At 49.0% G+C, this 15,739-nt stretch carries 16 protein-coding genes; 4 read left to right on the plus strand and 12 right to left on the minus strand.

What is annotated here, in order from left to right; all coding sequences use genetic code 11:
• The 9 genes from LUCIF_RS11210 to LUCIF_RS26060 form a co-directional block, all read right to left on the minus strand.
• Positions 1-276, minus strand: a 276-nt coding sequence (locus LUCIF_RS11210) for a transposase (RefSeq protein WP_133306299.1), incomplete at its 3' end; no start/stop codon positions are given.
• 143 nt (positions 277-419) lie between these two features.
• Positions 420-1,205 (minus strand): short-chain-enoyl-CoA hydratase, encoded by a 786-nt coding sequence (locus tag LUCIF_RS11215; RefSeq protein WP_122628052.1) that lies wholly within the window; start codon positions 1,203-1,205, stop codon positions 420-422.
• Positions 1,206-1,226: 21 nt separating this feature from the next.
• Positions 1,227-2,084, minus strand: coding sequence for a 3-hydroxybutyryl-CoA dehydrogenase (locus LUCIF_RS11220; protein WP_122627985.1), 858 nt, complete (start codon positions 2,082-2,084; stop codon positions 1,227-1,229).
• A 46-nt stretch (positions 2,085-2,130) separates the two neighbouring features.
• Positions 2,131-3,330, minus strand: coding sequence for an electron transfer flavoprotein subunit alpha (locus LUCIF_RS11225; protein WP_122627986.1), 1,200 nt, complete (start codon positions 3,328-3,330; stop codon positions 2,131-2,133).
• Between the two features lie 15 nt (positions 3,331-3,345).
• On the minus strand, positions 3,346-4,131 hold the full coding sequence (locus LUCIF_RS11230) for an electron transfer flavoprotein subunit beta/FixA family protein (RefSeq protein ID WP_122627987.1): 786 nt from the start codon (positions 4,129-4,131) through the stop codon (positions 3,346-3,348).
• Between the two features lie 67 nt (positions 4,132-4,198).
• Positions 4,199-5,338 (minus strand): acyl-CoA dehydrogenase, encoded by a 1,140-nt coding sequence (locus LUCIF_RS11235; RefSeq protein ID WP_122627988.1) that lies wholly within the window; start codon positions 5,336-5,338, stop codon positions 4,199-4,201.
• Between the two features lie 40 nt (positions 5,339-5,378).
• Positions 5,379-6,560: an acetyl-CoA C-acetyltransferase gene (locus LUCIF_RS11240; RefSeq protein ID WP_122627989.1), complete on the minus strand. Its 1,182-nt coding sequence runs from the start codon at positions 6,558-6,560 to the stop codon at positions 5,379-5,381.
• A 571-nt stretch (positions 6,561-7,131) separates the two neighbouring features.
• Complete coding sequence (locus tag LUCIF_RS11245) at positions 7,132-7,425, minus strand: hypothetical protein (protein WP_122627990.1); 294 nt, start codon at positions 7,423-7,425, stop codon at positions 7,132-7,134.
• Positions 7,426-7,472: 47 nt separating this feature from the next.
• The gene (locus tag LUCIF_RS26060; protein ID WP_165865968.1) at positions 7,473-7,622 is read right to left on the minus strand and encodes a hypothetical protein; all 150 of its coding nucleotides are present in this window, start codon (positions 7,620-7,622) and stop codon (positions 7,473-7,475) included.
• A gap of 345 nt (positions 7,623-7,967) precedes the next feature.
• On the opposite strand from LUCIF_RS26060, the gene LUCIF_RS26065 reads away from it, so the two are divergent.
• Complete coding sequence (locus LUCIF_RS26065) at positions 7,968-8,135, plus strand: hypothetical protein (RefSeq protein ID WP_165865969.1); 168 nt, start codon at positions 7,968-7,970, stop codon at positions 8,133-8,135.
• 413 nt (positions 8,136-8,548) lie between these two features.
• Positions 8,549-10,165, plus strand: a complete 1,617-nt coding sequence (locus tag LUCIF_RS11255) for a peptide chain release factor 3 (RefSeq protein WP_122627992.1) — start codon at positions 8,549-8,551, stop codon at positions 10,163-10,165.
• A 58-nt stretch (positions 10,166-10,223) separates the two neighbouring features.
• On the opposite strand, the gene LUCIF_RS11260 is transcribed toward LUCIF_RS11255, so the two are convergent.
• Genes LUCIF_RS11260 through LUCIF_RS11270 form a run of 3 tightly spaced genes read right to left on the minus strand, consistent with a single transcriptional unit; the run spans position 10,224 to position 13,375 of the window.
• Positions 10,224-11,810, minus strand: a complete 1,587-nt coding sequence (locus LUCIF_RS11260) for an AsmA family protein (RefSeq protein ID WP_122627993.1) — start codon at positions 11,808-11,810, stop codon at positions 10,224-10,226.
• Between the two features lie 37 nt (positions 11,811-11,847).
• Positions 11,848-12,213, minus strand: coding sequence for a hypothetical protein (locus LUCIF_RS26070; protein ID WP_165865970.1), 366 nt, complete (start codon positions 12,211-12,213; stop codon positions 11,848-11,850).
• Entirely contained in the window at positions 12,176-13,375 is a 1,200-nt protein-coding gene (locus tag LUCIF_RS11270; RefSeq protein ID WP_122627995.1) for an iron-containing alcohol dehydrogenase, read from the minus strand. The genes LUCIF_RS26070 and LUCIF_RS11270 overlap by 38 nt, the downstream gene beginning before the upstream one ends.
• 281 nt (positions 13,376-13,656) lie before the next feature.
• On the opposite strand from LUCIF_RS11270, the gene LUCIF_RS11275 reads away from it, so the two are divergent.
• Complete coding sequence (locus LUCIF_RS11275; RefSeq protein WP_122627996.1) at positions 13,657-14,049, plus strand: thioesterase family protein; 393 nt, start codon at positions 13,657-13,659, stop codon at positions 14,047-14,049.
• Between the two features lie 103 nt (positions 14,050-14,152).
• Positions 14,153-15,739, plus strand: a complete 1,587-nt coding sequence (locus LUCIF_RS11280) for a sensor histidine kinase (protein WP_122627997.1) — start codon at positions 14,153-14,155, stop codon at positions 15,737-15,739.

The raw sequence follows: 15,739 nt of genomic DNA on the forward strand, positions 1-15,739 counted from the left end.
AAGAAAATACTTAAACGACATATCATATTTGGATCGCTCGACGATGTCCACGTCAGACAGTTCGAAGATCGTTTTGAGCAGCAAATATTTAAACATCCGAATCGGGTCAATCGCATTTCTGCCATTATCCAGACAATAGCGCTCTTTCAATTCCTCATACACAAAGGAGAAATCAACAAGTTCGCTGATTTGTCGCAGCATATTATCCTTGGGAATAATCAAGTTATAGAGCTCTATATAGGGACTTAAAACCATGGCTTGTTGTTGTTGTATCATTTGACTCACCTGCTCCCTTTGATACCTTAATTATACAGGAAAAAAGGTACAGCCTCTTCAGTTTTATTGAGAGACTATACCTTTTTTAGCATCATAGGGACTTTTTCAGTGGCCTCCGCAATGGCGGCCCGGATTTTCAAACTTTATTTACCGGTAAAGTTAGCTTTTCTTTTTTCCGTAAAAGCAGTCATACCTTCTTTTTGGTCGGCTGTAGCGAAACACAATCCGAATACTTCCGCCTCATAAGCCACACCGGAATCGAGGTCCATATCCATCCCCTCGTTGACGGCAGCCTTACAAAGCTGAACGGCAACCGCCGCCCGGGACAGGATTTTAGCCGCCATTCCTTTCGCCACCGTCAGCAGTTCTTCCGGCGGCACTACTTTATTGACCAGACCAATTCGATAAGCCTCTGCGGCATCAATCATATCGCCGGTATACAACAGTTCTTTGGCCCGTCCTTTTCCAACCAGACGGGGCAGCCGCTGCGTGCCGCCAAAACCAGGCGTAATGCCCAGAGTAACCTCAGGCTGGCCAAATTTAGCCTTCTCCGACGCAATGCGAATGTCGCAAGCCATAGCCAGTTCACAGCCGCCCCCCAGGGCAAACCCATTGACGGCAGCAATCACCGGCTGCGGCAGATTCTCCAGTTTATTAAACACGGCCTGGCCGAATTTCCCCCAATTGCGGCCTTCTACGGCGGACATAGGCTGCATTTCCGTAATATCGGCGCCGGCTATAAAGGCTTTTTCACCGCTGCCGGTCACAATCACGACTTTAACCGAATTGTCTTTGGCCAATTGATCGCACAAAGCATCCAATTCGCTAAGGGTAGCGCCGTTCAGCGCATTCAGCGCTTTCGGCCGGTTAATGGTGATCATCCCGATGCCGTTGTCCTTCTCAAACAACAGATTTTCAAATTGCCCCATCATGATCCCTCTCCCCCTATTTTATTTGGCGTAATCATAAAACCCTTTACCGGTCTTACGGCCTAAATAACCGGCCTGCACCATCTTTTTCAGAAGCGGGCAGGGACGATATTTGGGATCGCCATAACCATTGTACAGGACTTCCATAATATACAAAACGGTATCATTGCCGATCAAATCGGACAACGCCAGGGGACCCATGGGATGATTGAAACCAAGCTTAGCCACATTATCAATATCTTCCGCACTGGCCACACCTTCCATGAGGGCATAGACCGCTTCATTAATCATGGGAATCATGACCCGGTTGCCGACAAAACCGGGATAGTCGGCCACTTTAACCGGTGTTTTCCCCAACTTTTCCGCCAATTCTTTTACGGCTGTAAACGTTTCTTCACTGGTTGCCAGGCCGGTAATCACTTCTACCAGCTTCATAACCGGCGCCGGATTGAAGAAGTGCATGCCGACAAACTGAGCGGGCCGTTTGGTCAGCGCCGCCAAAGCCGTAATAGGCAGGGAAGACGTATTGCTGGCCAAAATGGTATGAGCCGGACAGAATTTATCCAGGGTCAGAAAAATATCTTTCTTTATTTCCATATTTTCCACAGCGGCTTCCAGCGCCAAATCTACTTTACACGCAGCTTCGTCCAAATCGACCACGCCGGAGATTTTAGCCAGGGCCGCATCCTTTTCGGCCGCCGTTATTTTGCCCTTTTCCACACTTTTGTTCAAATTTTTGGTAATGCCGTTGATTCCCTTGTCAACAAATTCCTTTTTTATGTCCCGCAAAACCACTTCAATACCGTTCTGGGCCATAACCTGGGCAATGCCGCTGCCCATTTGCCCGGCCCCAATAATTAACACGCGTTTGAATTCCATAAAAACACCCCTTTATGTATGGTTTCTTGGTTTTCGATTTCCCTTTTCAATTTCCGCGCAACTTGCGAAATTCCTCTGTGAGTATGGGGAGAACTTCCATCACATCGCCCACAATGCCATAATCGGCGACTTTAAAAATGGGAGCATCCGCATCTTTATTGATAGCAATGACAATGTCGGACGAGGACATACCGGCCAAATGCTGGATTGCGCCGGAAATGCCGCAGGCAAAATAAATTTTTGGTCCCACCGTCTTTCCGGTCTGGCCGACCTGGTGCAACGCCGGCTTCCAGCCCGCATCCACCGCTGCCCGGGAAGCGCCGACCGCCCCGCCAAGCGCATCCGCCAGTTCTTCAATCAATACAAAGTTCTCCGGTTTGCACATCCCGCGGCCACCGGACACAATGATTTCGGCTTCTTCCAGGTTACAACTGGCCGTACAGACTTTGATCACATCGACCAGTTTGGTGCGAATATCCGTTGGCCGGACTTTACTGGCAACCCGGATTAATTCACCGCTGCGGCTGTAATCAGGCTGCGGCTTCTTGAATACCTTGGGCCGTACCGTTCCCATTTGCGGGCGATGCTCCGGACACAAGATGGTAGCCATAATATTGCCGCCAAAAGCCGGACGGGTCCAGGCCACCAGCCCCGTCTGTTCGTCAATACCCAATCCGGTACAATCGGCCGTTAAACCCGTTTCCACCCGGCAGGCCACGCGCGGCCCCAAATCCCGGCCGTCATTGGTAGCCCCCAGTAAGAAAACGGATGGTTTATAGGTTTTTATGAGATCGGTGCAGGCAATGGTAAATGCATCCGGACTGTAATGCGCGTACTCCGGTCCCTCAACCAGATAGACGGCATCCGCTCCCGCAGCAAAAGCCTCTTTGGCGACCGGCTCAACGTTATCGCCAATCAATACACCGCACAGTCTTTGTCCCATGGCCTCCGCCAGTTTACGCCCTTCACCCAAAAGTTCCAGGCCGACATTGCGGAGCTGTCCTTCATTCATTTCAATATAAACCCATACATCCCGGTAAGCACTTTTATCAATGCCTGCCGTTTTCGCTTCTTCCTCCCGGATAATGGCTCCGACCGGACAAACATCAATACAGGCGCCACAGGCCGTACAGGCTTCGGTAATCAGAGCCTTGTCATCCTCCTCGGTGGTAATGGCGCCAAACGGACATGTATTTACACAAGCGCCGCAGGCGATACATTGTTCTTTCGTTACTTTAACAGCCATTGGTCTTTCCTCCCGTTACACAATCTTGGCATCGGTCAGTTTTTGCATCAGTTCGGCGACCGATTCCCGTGCCGTATCCCGCTGGATAATCACTCCCTGCGTGCGCTGTTTCGGCGTAAAGATTTTGCGTACTTGGGTGGGTGACCCCTTGAGGCCGAGTCTTTGTTCCTGTACAACCAGGTCTGCTGCCGTCCAGACCGGTATTTCCTTCCGGTTGGCTTTCATAGTTCCTCTAACCGTAGGAAACCGCGGTTCATTAATCGATTTTACAACCGTGAGCAATACGGGCAGCTTCGTCTCAATTACTTCATAGCCGTCCTCATGTTCCCGTTCGACCGTAACGACCTCGCCATTCACGCCGATCTTGGCAACATAGGTTAACTGGGAAATACCCAGGTGTTCGGCTATTTCCGGCCCTACCTGAGCCGTATCGCCGTCAATGGCCTGCTTGCCGCACAAAATAATATCAAATTTGGCAACTTTACGAATGGCAGCCGCCAGAGTATAACTGGTCGCCAGCGTGTCGGCGCCGCCAAAGGCCCGGTCGCTTATGAGCAGCGCCTCGTCGGCGCCCATAGCCACGCATTCCTTTAACGCGTCTTTGGCCTGCGGCGGCCCCATAGAAATGACAGTCACCTTGCCGCCGTGCTTTTCTCTTAATTGCAGTGCTGCTTCCAGCGCATTTTTGTCAAAGGGATTGACAATGCTTGGCACCCCTTGCCGGATCAGCGTGTTGGTCGCCGGATCAATCTTTACTTCCGTCGTATCCGGCACTTGTTTGACACAAACAATAATATCCATGATCTTGCCTCCTGGTGGAAAGCCTTAAAGGTCGGAACAGCAGGCCCGCGGACTTCCTTGCCGAATATCAGCGCAGAATGGAACCGGAAACAACCATGCGCTGTACCTGGTTAGTTCCTTCATAGATTTGAGTGATTTTAGCGTTCCGCATCAAACGTTCCACGGGGTATTCCCGGCTATAGCCATAACCGCCGAAGATCTGAACGGCGTCGGTAGTAACCGACATAGCGGCATCGGATGCGAACATCTTCGCCATGGCCGCCTCTTTGGAATAAGGCAGGCCTTTTCCTTTCAGATAAGCGGCCCGGTAAACAAGCAAACGGGCGGCGTCAACCGAAGTAGCCATATCAGCCAGCATAAAGGCAATGGCCTGATTGGCGGCAATGGGTTTACCGAATTGAACCCGTTCTTTAGAATATTTCACGGCATGTTCCAATGCTCCCTGCGCAATGCCCAGCGCCTGCGCGGCAACACCGATCCGGCCGCCGTCCAGAGTGCTCATGGCAATTTTAAACCCGTCGCCTTCCTTGCCCAGCAAGTTAGCTTTCGGCACTTTTACATCCTGGAATACCAGTTCCATCGTCAGGGAGGTGTGGATGCCCATCTTATGCTCCTGCTTGCCAAAAGTAAAACCGGGCATGCCCTTTTCCAGAATAAAAGCGGAAATTCCCTTTACTCCTTTGGATTTGTCCGTCATGGCAAACACGACATAGGTATCGGCTTCCCCCGCGTTAGTAATAAAAATTTTGCTGCCGTTTAAGACATAATGGTCGCCATCGGCAACAGCAACCGTCTGTTGGGAAGCCGCATCCGTCCCGGCGTTGGGTTCGGTCAGACCAAACGCGCCCAACTTAGTTCCTTCTACCAGCGGCACTAAATACTTCTGTTTCTGTTCTTCCGTTCCGTAGGCAAAAATAGGCCAGGAGCATAAGGAAACGGATGCCGACAGCGTAATCCCTATGCCGTCATCCACGCGGGACAATTCTTCCACCGCTAAAATATAGCTTAAAACATCGCCATCGGCGCCGCCATACTTTTCCGGGAAGCAAATACCGGTCAGTCCCATTTCACCCATGGAATTATAAAGCTCACGGGAAAATTCACTTTTTTCATCCCGCTCCGCCACCGTGGGCGCCAATTCTTTTTCCGCAAATTCGCGCACCATTTTTTGCATCATTTTTTGTTCTTCATTGAATTCAAACTGCATGAAAATCCCTCCTCATTTTTTTAACGCGGCTTACCGCCGGCTACAAGCTTTCCACAATGGTTGCACAGCCCTGGCCGCCGCCAATGCACAGCGTAGCCAGACCCCGTTTGGCGCCGCGATGTTTCATGGCATAGAGAAGGGTCACGAGAATTCTTGCGCCGCTGGCGCCAATGGGATGACCCAGGGCAATGGCGCCGCCATTGACATTGACCTTTTCCTGCGGAAAGCCCAGTTCTTTGCCGACTGCCAAAAACTGAGCGGCAAAAGCCTCATTGGCTTCAATTAAATCCATGTCGCTGATGGACAGATTGCCCTTAGCCAACGCTTTACGGGTAGCCGGCACCGGTCCCATCCCCATAATCGCCGGATCCACGCCGCCCACGCCATAAGCAAGAATCCGCGCCAGCGGTTTAATACCCATCGCTTTGGCCTTATCGCCAGACATAACCACTAAGGCAGCGGCTCCGTCATTAATCCCCGATGCATTGCCGGCCGTAACCGTACCATCCTTTTTAAAAGCCGGCCGCAGGCCGCATAAGGCCTGGCTGTTGCTGCCGGGGCGGGGATACTCGTCCGTATCAAAAACAACATCGCCTTTTTTCGTTTTGATCGTAACCGGTAAAATTTCCTCTTTAAAAGCGCCGTTTTCAATTGCCTTTAATGCTTTTTCCTGCGACGCAAGAGCCAGCTGGTCCTGCGCCTCCCGGGTAATACCAAATTTTTCCGACACATTCTCCGCGGTAATTCCCATGTGATAATCATTGAAGGCGCACCATAGCCCGTCCTGGATCATCTCATCAACTACCTTGCCGTTACCCATGCGGTATCCCCACCGTGCCTTGTTTTCCAAAAGATAGGGCGCATTAGTCATACTCTCCATACCGCCGGCAACAATAATATCCGCATCCCCGGTCAAAATAGCCTGCGCCGCCAGATTAACGGCTTTCAGACCGGAACCGCACACTTTGTTGACGGTAAAAGACGGAACTTCATAAGGCAATCCCGCTTTCACGGCGGCCTGGCGAGCCGGATTCTGACCAAGACCGGCCTGGAGAACATTGCCCAGAATGACCTCATCGACCTTTTCCGGCGCGACGCCGGCCCGCTTCAAGGCTTCCTGCACAACAAGAGCCCCCATTTCCGTGGCGGACAGCGATGCCAACGACCCGTTAAAGTTGCCGACAGCCGTACGTACGGCACTGGCGATTACTACTTCTTTCATAGACAAATACACCTTCCTTTTTATTTATTGACTCACTTTTCGCAGGCCTCTATTATTTGACACTGTTTCTCCCGGGGAAGATAAACTTGGTGAATTTTTAAAGGACTATGACCCCTTTATTTTATTAGGGCTATAAATTAGGAGAAATACTGTCGACAAAGCTGGGTGCGAAATGTGGGTTATTAAAATGACGGCTTACGCATACGCGTATTTGTATGAAAAGACTCCCTTTTAATGTGCTTTGTTTTGCGGGGTTTGATACTTGCAACACCGCTAAGTTGTTATTTTTTTCGGTTACTGCTTCATAAAGGCAAGGATTCTTATCCTGTTAAATTTGATTTTTTATTTGTTAAAAAATGCACGTACTTTGTCAAAAAATAACCCCGGAAAAAAAGCAGTAAGTTTTTTGTAGCTTATTTTACAGCAGTACGTAGTTTGTTAAAAAATGCACGTACTTTTATAAATCAAACCCTCTTCAAATTCAGCTTAATAAGATATATTCTTTTTCAGCTTATATTCTCCTGCTCTCTGGGAAAGGTTTTTTTAAAATATTTTAAAAACTTTGGCAGGTTCAAAGAGACTGAAACCGATACAAAGAATCCCGCAATTCAATAATTTTTTCAATGGGAATGCTTCCCGGCTGTGAAAACCGGTAAATATCCCTGGCAGCCTGGAGAAGCATTGCCGCCGGCCTGCCCGGTAAAGCCGTCTCAGGACAAGCTGCGGCGGCAGAAGGCTTGCCTTTTAGTTCGGTGGCCACAAGTTCCGTCAGTCTGACAGCCGCGGCCACATCCACTGCTGCTTTTACTTCCAAATCATGATATATCGCCTCTAACGTTTCGGGATTTACCACAGCATTCTTCATTCGTTCCCCGCTCCTCTCCATTACCACCGTTTCAGATACGGTGGCCCTCAATAAATAGTAGTATTTAACGGCAATTTTCTGGCATCCCCTTTAGCCTGCAAAAACTCATTAATATAAAGTGGATCGACCAAAAAGCACCCAAAAACTTCCGCCCATTTCATCCGGCCGTTCCAGTCATAAATGATATAACTGTTCATAACGCCTTCCCCCGCAAAATGAAAATATCGTACAAATTCCGTATTTACCATTGCTTACAGGGTATACCTGCAGGACAAAATACGCAATTCCCTTTCACTTGCCTGGTATCCTCTATAGTCCGGTACTGAACCGTATTAACAGGTAGTGATTCATTATCTCCTATTTGCATAAGAAAGACCCAAAGGGTCTTTAAATGGAAGGAAAGTATTTTACTTTTCGGCATTCTAAGCAAAAACATGCGTTTTGGGGAGATAGCCCGAAAAGTTATATTTTCCGATCCCATGAAAAATTTACCGGATTTCATTTTCTTGTAATGTGGCAAAATAAAGCAGGAGATGGCATGCATGACAATTCGCATTTTATCTGATTCCGAAACTGCCCGGCGCACGTACCCCAAAGAGGTCGGGGAATTTCTGGAAAATGGCCTTCCTGCTGCCGGTATTCCGCAAGAAAGTAGTGACATTTGGCTGAAAAGCCCGGTTAATCCGGACCCTGCAGAAAATCCCCGGTAAAATAGGTAAGAAACGCAGGACGGCACTTCAGGCAGTTCTGCGTTTCTTTTGAAAAAGCTTTATGTCCCATTCCTTTTCATTGTCGCTATAAGTTCAGGGTGCGAAATGTGGGGTTCAGCAGTATCATAGAAAATCTTGCTGTCCAGCCAAAAAAAAGGTATAATTTTTACGATTGTTTCTAAACTTTACGTTCTATTAACTCAGATTATCAACACAATGTAAGAAAGACCCAATGGGTCTTTAAATGGAAAGAAAGTATTTTACTTTTCGGCTTTCTTAAGAAGAATGTGTTATGTTTAGAAATAACCCGAAAAGTTATACTTTCTGATCCCACAAGAAAGGCCTAAGGGTCTTTAATATGGAAGGAAAGTATTTAGCTTTCCGGTCCCAAAAGAAAATCAATCGGAGGAATTATGCAAGACACTATGAGTACAGCTTCCCAACGACGTACCTTCGCGATCATATCTCACCCCGATGCCGGCAAAACAACGCTAACCGAAAAACTCCTTCTATACGGCGGAGCCATACATCTGGCCGGGTCTGTCAAAGCCCGCAAAGCACAAAAACATGCCGTGTCCGACTGGATGGAAATCGAAAAACAAAGGGGTATCTCCGTAACCTCCAGTGTCCTGCAATTCGATTATCAGGGTTACCGGGTCAATATTCTCGATACTCCGGGCCACCAGGACTTTAGCGAAGATACCTACCGGACGCTTATGGCCGCCGACAGCGCCGTCATGCTGATTGACGTTGCCAAAGGGGTGGAAGAACAAACCAAGAAATTGTTTCGCGTCTGCAAACAGCGGGGAATTCCGATTTTTACCTTTGTCAACAAATTGGACCATTTTGGCCGTAATCCTTTTGACCTGATGGAAGAAATTGAAAAAACACTCGGAATCCGCGCCTATCCCATGAATTGGCCCGTTGGTGTCGACGGAAATTACAAAGGCATTTATAACCGCCGGCAAGCCCGGGTGGAACTTTTTGACAAGGACAGTTCCCATGGCCAGAAAATGGTTGCTTCCACCGCCGGCAGCGTTGATGATCCGGTTTTTCGCCAACTGTTGGGGGAAGAAATCCATCAAAGTCTGTGCGACGACATTGCGCTTTTGGATATGGCTGGCGACCAATTTGACCCGGAAAAAGTGGCTCATGGTGAGCTTACACCTATGTTTTTCGGTAGTGCCATGACCAATTTCGGCGTCCAGCCGTTTCTGGAGTCCTTCCTGGAATTAGCGCCTCCCCCGGCGCCCCGGATTTCATCAGCCGGCCCCATTCGTCCGGACAGCGCTGATTTTTCGGCTTTCATCTTTAAAATACAGGCCAATATGAATCCCGCCCACCGGGACCGTATTGTTTTCATGCGGATTTGCTCCGGTAAGTTTGAGCGGGGAATGACGGTATATCATGTTCAATCCGCTAAACAGGTAAGGCTTAGCCAGCCGCAGCAGTTTCTGGCGCAAGACCGTACCATTGTGGAAGAAGCCTTTCCGGGAGATATCATCGGCGTCTTTGATCCCGGCATGTTCGGTATCGGCGACACGTTATGCCAGGTTGGCCGTGATTTCCGCTTTCAGGGGTTTCCTGTATTTCCGCCGGAACAATTCGCCCGGGTGCAAGCCAAAGATACGATGAAACGCAAGCAGTTTCTCAAGGGAATGACCCAAATAACCCAGGAAGGCGCCGTTCAGGTCTTCCGCCAGCCGGACATGGTCGAATCGTTCATCATCGGCGCTGTGGGCAGCCTGCAGTTTGACGTATTGCAATACCGCCTCAAACAGGAATACGGCGTGGATATCCTGATGAACACCCTGCCGTACGGTGTGGCCCGCTGGCTGGAAGGTGAAAATTTAAATCTGAAAGCCCTTAAAGGGTTGGATAACGGCATGGTCGTTCAGGATATTAAAGAGCGTCCGCTGATACTCATTAGTAATGAATGGCAGCTCAACTGGCTGAGAGAACGGAATCCCGGTGTAGAATTCCAGGCGACCCCGTCGGACCCCCAGTCTCTCTCCCTGACCGGAACTTAACATTTATCAAAATAAAAATAGTCGTGCCCTTTATAAAAGGGCATGACTATTTTTGTTGTCAATGGAAGAGACTCTGTACAAGCTTGTTGGCTACAGCCTGTTGTAATTCGGCCCGGGTTGTGGGAACCTGCCGGCTTTTTAGTCTTTCCATCGCTTCTTTACTTAATTGTTCGGGATAAAAGGTTCCTAAGGACGTGTTTACGGCAAGGTCGGAAATCTCCGTAGCCGTACCCTGCTTTACAAACGAACCGGTCATCGTGCGAAAAGCAATGCCATAGGCCTTACCATCCTGAATAGTAAACGTCCCCTTTGTTACTGCATCACTGCTGTGTCCGCTTGTATGGCCGGTAAAAGCCAGCGGTCCGTGCACATCCTTATCGGTAAGACGGGAACTTTCCATGTTTTGCCCGGAGACATCCAGCTCATAGTTTTGAGTTTCCGCATCAATCGTACCGGCAGCGGCCAGTGTACCTTGATAAAGTTCGCCGTGGGCCTCTTCCAGCACCAGTTGCGGAGCATTGTAACGAAAAGATCCGCTGATATTGTCCACCGCCATACCTGCCATACGAAACTGCGGTGCACTGAAGCTTCCCCGGATGCGGGGCTGGGTCAATGATCCATCCACCTGCAGTTGAATCGCCAGCGGCCGCTGTATTTCCAAGCCATTTAAGAAAGCTGCCGGATCAACATCAGGCAGGGCGAGGGAAAATTCCAGAGAACTGTTGCTATTCTGCCAGGAAACGGTCCCTTTACCTGTTGCCTGCTGCCCGCCAATCTGCAACGAAAGGTCGGTAAACTGCACTTTTTTACCATCACTGCTGATTTTGCCGCTTCCCTCCCGGATCTTAACCTTCCCGTCGAGAGCCAGCCCGGAAAAACTACTGTCCAGCCTGTATGTAATCGCCCCGTTAGTCTGGCGCTTAGCCGTAATGGTCAGTTGCTCCAGCTTTCCGCCCGTTAAATGCACCGCCTGTTCAGTCGTAAACGACTTGGCTAAAGGGGCTAAATCCAATTCAGCCAGCCGAATTGCCATTTCACCGGGACGTTCCTCACCCCAATGGCCGGAAATGCTCAGGTCCTTTCCTCCTGTTTTTCCCTGTAAATTAACAGCTACGTCGGGATACGCCTGAAAGCCGAGTGAGCCGCTTACATTCTCCATCAATTGGTTAAACAAACCGGTCGCCACATGAATTTTTCCATCGGCCAATTCAAGATTTCCATGATATCCCGTTGTTTCTTTACCGCTATCTTTTAGCAGACCTTCCCAATTCCACCGGCTGTTTTTCTCCTGCAGCCAGATTTCGGCTCCTTCCAGCCTGACACTTTCTATACTTTGCAGGCCTACATTCCCATGAGTAAGGTCGGACCAGCGATAATTCAGTTTCAATATAGGAACACGAAGCAGGATATTTCCGCCGGCATCATAAAGAGCCACATCTTTTACTGCGATCCAGCCTGACACCGTCAAACCGATGTCTCCTACCTGCAGCCTCCCATTCAGATGCTGGCTTATCTGACGGATCAGGTTATCCTGCAGCATTTTACCCGCCTTAGCGGAAAACGAAAACCAGGCGCCGGACAATACTCCCAGTAAAGCCAGCATTATAATAAATCCTTTTTGTCTTTTTGAAAGCTGCCTCTCCATCGGTGAACCTCCATAATCATTGAGTTGCAACTAACATTTAAATTCCTGGCGGACGGGCCAAAATCCTCTTTCCGCCCGTCCAGAAGCCCAAGCCAAATCCCACCAATCCCATAAGAAAAACCGCTAACGCGGTTTTTCGGTCCATGGCGCAGGGCTCGAGGCGCAGGAAAACCATCTGGAAATCATTTTGGGCGAACAATCCAGGCAGAAGGATCGTCTTGTCATAAGCGGAGGTTAAGTGGCAACGGCGCATCGTTGATAAGGCGATTCTTCTGCCGTTATCGGCTATAAACTTATACTTTTCAGTCCTATAAAGAAAACCGCACCAAGTAAGTTCTTGGCGCGGCGATAAGAATATCTGCTTTTTATAACGAATCCTGGTAAATAGCCCGGACTGTTTCACGGGTTGCCGGAACGGGCGCCAAACTTAGCAACAATTCCAGACTGGGAGTTTCAAATGCCAGTTGCGTCAACTTTTCCACGTCGGCTTGCGTAAAGCCTTCTTCGGCAAGATGTTCCTTAATACCAATTTCTTTCAGCCACTTCTTCAGCCCGGCATAGGCCTTGTCCGCCTCCGATGGCGAACCGGTCAGCCCCGGTACAATGGGCGCAAGAATATGAGCCAGAATTTCCGACTTGGCGGCGTAGATTTGTTTGACAACAGCGGGCAATAAAATGCCCAGGCCCAGGCCATGAGTCAATTCCGGCTTCACGCCGCTAAGCGGATGTTCCAGTGCGTGTGTAAAATGAAGTAAGCCGTTATCAAAAGCCACACCGGCAATCATCGAGGCATACAGCAGAAAATACCGCGCTGTCAAATTGTCCGGCTCGGCTTTGGCCAGCGGCAGATATCTGGCAACCAGCCCGACGGTCTCTTGCGCCAGAGTGATCGCCAAAGGATTGGCGTTGATTGTCGTAGCCGCTTCAACAACATGATTGATCGCATCCACCGATACGTATACCGTTTGCTCCGGCGGTAACATGGTCATCAGCGCCGGGTCATTAATGGAATATAAGGGATAAAGGCAATCATAGGCGAGAGCCGGCTTATATTCTTTTTCCGGAATGCTGACCACTGCAAAACGGTCGGCCTCCGTACCGGTACCGTGTGTCAGATTAATAGCTATAATTGGCGCCGCTTTTTCCGGCGTAAATTTAAACTCACACAGATTTCTGGCCGTTTGATCCGGATATGCCAGCAAAACGGCAACACTTTTGGCGGCATCAATCGGGCTGCCGCCGCCGATAGCCAGGACAGCCTGCGCCCCAAAATCACTTGCCAGTTTGGCGGCCTCATCCACTTGATCGACGGTAGGGTTGGGCGTAATTTTGCTATACAATATGTAGGTAATCCCTTTTTCATCCAGTGCTTTTTGGGTAACAGCCCAGGCACCGGTCTTCACATGCGAGGAGCGTCCGGTAACGACCACTATTTTACGGATACCCCGTTTTGCCAGGCTGCCGGCAATATCCTCCATCTTATTTATGGCTCCCACACCGAAATATACCGTGGTTTTGCTTCGGATTTCAACTACCTGATTAAGATTGATCTGTTTTTCCCACATAGGATTCTCCACCCCTTTATGCTAGTTTATAAATGACGATTCTCTCGAACTCTATACAACTTTATTGTATCCAGAGTAAGGTATAAAGACAAAGCCCTTCTTGTGAAAAAAATAACGTCTGTGACTGTTTAGGCCGGTTCAGCTCGCCCATTTATCTTTTCTCTTCTTTTTTGAGATTATTTTCACAAATATTCATTATTCCTTGCGTCTTTGGCAAAAATTTTGTTATGCTGTAGATTATAATAGATTAGGATACAATAACAAAAAAATGAGGTGTTTTCATGGAATTTAACCTTAAGATTGGCATGTCTGCTGAAAAATCGGAACTTGTAAGTGAAAATAATACCGCCCTAAAATTTGGCAGCGGCGGTGTAGCTGTCTATGCCACGCCGGCTATGGTCAGCCTCATGGAGGGCGCCAGCCTGGCCGCAGTAGATTCCCACCTGCCGTCAGGAATGACAACAGTCGGAACGGCTCTGGAAATAAAGCATATGGCGGCCACGCCGATTGGCATGAGGGTTCGCGCAACAGCTGAGCTGGCAGGAATTGACGGTAAACGTCTTACCTTCCAAGTCCGTGCGTATGATGAAAAAGAACAAATCGGAGAAGGCACGCATCAACGATATATAATTGATCTGGTCAAATTTTTGCAAAAAGCCGACAGTAAAAAATAATGCAGCCTTGCTTACATGAATACCGGACATCCGTCTGAAGGATTATCGGTTTTCGAATCGAATAGAAAAAATGAAAAAATACATGTCAGAGTAGGGATTTATTATGAGGAACTGCCTCAGCCTGCCATGGATTGCCAAACGAATATTTTCCCTGCTGTTATTTTCCTGGTTAACTGCTTGGCAGGGTCTTAGCTGTGCTCAGCCACGGGGGGACGGGAGTTCCCCTTTCCTGATAACCGCTACTCATTTGTCCGAGGGTGCCCTGCTGGCATTATTTTTCTTATCTTTAAGTATCGCCTTGCCACTTTGTCTCTTTCTTACCAATTTAAGGGACAGCCGCTATCTGCCGCTTGGGGCTACCGCGCTGGCCGCCGGAATTTATATTGTAGCGTCATCCGGCCTCGGCGTGTCCTTATTGAGCACATCCGTCTTATGGCCTTATCTGGCTTTATGCTTTCTCTTTCTCTTACCGCCTGCTTTTTGTTTATATCCGGTACAGGCTTTTCCAGCAGAATCGGCCTTATTTCATCTTTCTTTTTGGCAAAAGACTCATCTACTCTTTGCTCTGGCAGCTCTTATCGGCGTGGCTGCCAATCTCTTCACCGCCATAACAGCATTGAAATTATTTTTAGTTTTGACTATGATTACTTTTTCGACACTATTTTTACTGCTTATCCGAGTCATCCGGACCGGCCGCCGGGATGCGGAAATTGTTTTGGCCGGTTTGGCGGCCTTCTTGCTTATAAGTCTTGCCGGACCGGTTAGTGAAGCTGTTTCCGTTACTTTGCCGCTTAGCTATCTGCCGGCTTGGGGCGGACTGCTCCTATTGCTCAGTATTTTATTTTCCCTTAAATTGTCCCCGTCACTGCCGGAAAAAACGACAAAACCGGCTTCCGGCGCCGACGCCGGTTTTTCCGCTTATTATGCACCGACCACCCACCTGTCGCCGCCGGTAAAAAAAGGGGCTTCCTGGCAAATCGAAGTGGCCGGCTTCGCACATGATGTCAATACACCGTTGGGCACCGGCATCTTGGCGGCCAGCCGGCTGACGGAAGAAATTAATGAACTGTATACTCTCTTCAGTACAGGGGAATTGAAGAAATCGGAACTGGAAAAATACTTGCTGTCATATAAAGAATCGGCTGAAATTATTGCCGCTAATTTGCAGACCGCAGCCGATGTTGTCCGGGCGTTCCGGGAAGAGGCTGCTGCCAATGGCCGGCAAAGCAAGGTATATTTTAATATTAACACCTGCCTGCAGTCGGTATTGACCGGCCTTAAACCCCGTATTAAACAATCCGGACATGAACTGACCTTCACCTGTCCGGAAGAACTTTCTGTTTCCGGCTACCCGGCTGCATTATCACAAATTGTGACCAATCTGATCATGAACTCCCTGATTCATGCTTATCCGTCCGGTAAGCGGGGGCATTTAACCCTTGCTGTTACCGCAACACCGGGCATGATAACAATCAAATACACCGATGACGGTCAAGGAATCGCCGGTGACTTACTTGACAAAATTTTTGAACCCTATGCTACCACGAATTCCTCGCCCGCAAACACGGGTCTGGGTCTGTTTGTCGTCCATTCCCTGGTTACCCGCCGCCTGGGAGGAACCATTGAATGTGACAGTGTTCCGGGACAATACACCTGCTTTTTGATTAAAATCCCGACTGAGAGGAGCTAA

It is taken from the genome of Allolucifera butyrica (assembly GCF_900476375.1).
GTDB classification, from domain to species: domain Bacteria; phylum Bacillota; class Negativicutes; order Sporomusales; family UPPP01; genus Lucifera; species Lucifera butyrica.

Excerpts from the sequence above, each read along its gene's own strand:
- LUCIF_RS11215 (WP_122628052.1), bottom strand. The coding sequence starts at position 1,205 with ATGGGGCAATTTGAAAATCTGTTGTTTGAGAAGGACAACGGCATCGGG.
- LUCIF_RS11220 (WP_122627985.1), bottom strand. The coding sequence starts at position 2,084 with ATGGAATTCAAACGCGTGTTAATTATTGGGGCCGGGCAAATGGGCAGC.
- LUCIF_RS11225 (WP_122627986.1), bottom strand. The coding sequence starts at position 3,330 with ATGGCTGTTAAAGTAACGAAAGAACAATGTATCGCCTGCGGCGCTTGT.
- LUCIF_RS11230 (WP_122627987.1), bottom strand. The coding sequence starts at position 4,131 with ATGGATATTATTGTTTGTGTCAAACAAGTGCCGGATACGACGGAAGTA.
- LUCIF_RS11235 (WP_122627988.1), bottom strand. The coding sequence starts at position 5,338 with ATGCAGTTTGAATTCAATGAAGAACAAAAAATGATGCAAAAAATGGTG.
- LUCIF_RS11240 (WP_122627989.1), bottom strand. The coding sequence starts at position 6,560 with ATGAAAGAAGTAGTAATCGCCAGTGCCGTACGTACGGCTGTCGGCAAC.
- LUCIF_RS11245 (WP_122627990.1), bottom strand. The coding sequence starts at position 7,425 with ATGAAGAATGCTGTGGTAAATCCCGAAACGTTAGAGGCGATATATCAT.
- LUCIF_RS26060 (WP_165865968.1), bottom strand. The coding sequence starts at position 7,622 with ATGAACAGTTATATCATTTATGACTGGAACGGCCGGATGAAATGGGCG.
- LUCIF_RS26065 (WP_165865969.1), top strand. The coding sequence starts at position 7,968 with ATGACAATTCGCATTTTATCTGATTCCGAAACTGCCCGGCGCACGTAC.
- LUCIF_RS11255 (WP_122627992.1), top strand. The coding sequence starts at position 8,549 with ATGCAAGACACTATGAGTACAGCTTCCCAACGACGTACCTTCGCGATC.
- LUCIF_RS11260 (WP_122627993.1), bottom strand. The coding sequence starts at position 11,810 with ATGGAGAGGCAGCTTTCAAAAAGACAAAAAGGATTTATTATAATGCTG.
- LUCIF_RS11270 (WP_122627995.1), bottom strand. The coding sequence starts at position 13,375 with ATGTGGGAAAAACAGATCAATCTTAATCAGGTAGTTGAAATCCGAAGC.
- LUCIF_RS11275 (WP_122627996.1), top strand. The coding sequence starts at position 13,657 with ATGGAATTTAACCTTAAGATTGGCATGTCTGCTGAAAAATCGGAACTT.
- LUCIF_RS11280 (WP_122627997.1), top strand. The coding sequence starts at position 14,153 with ATGAGGAACTGCCTCAGCCTGCCATGGATTGCCAAACGAATATTTTCC.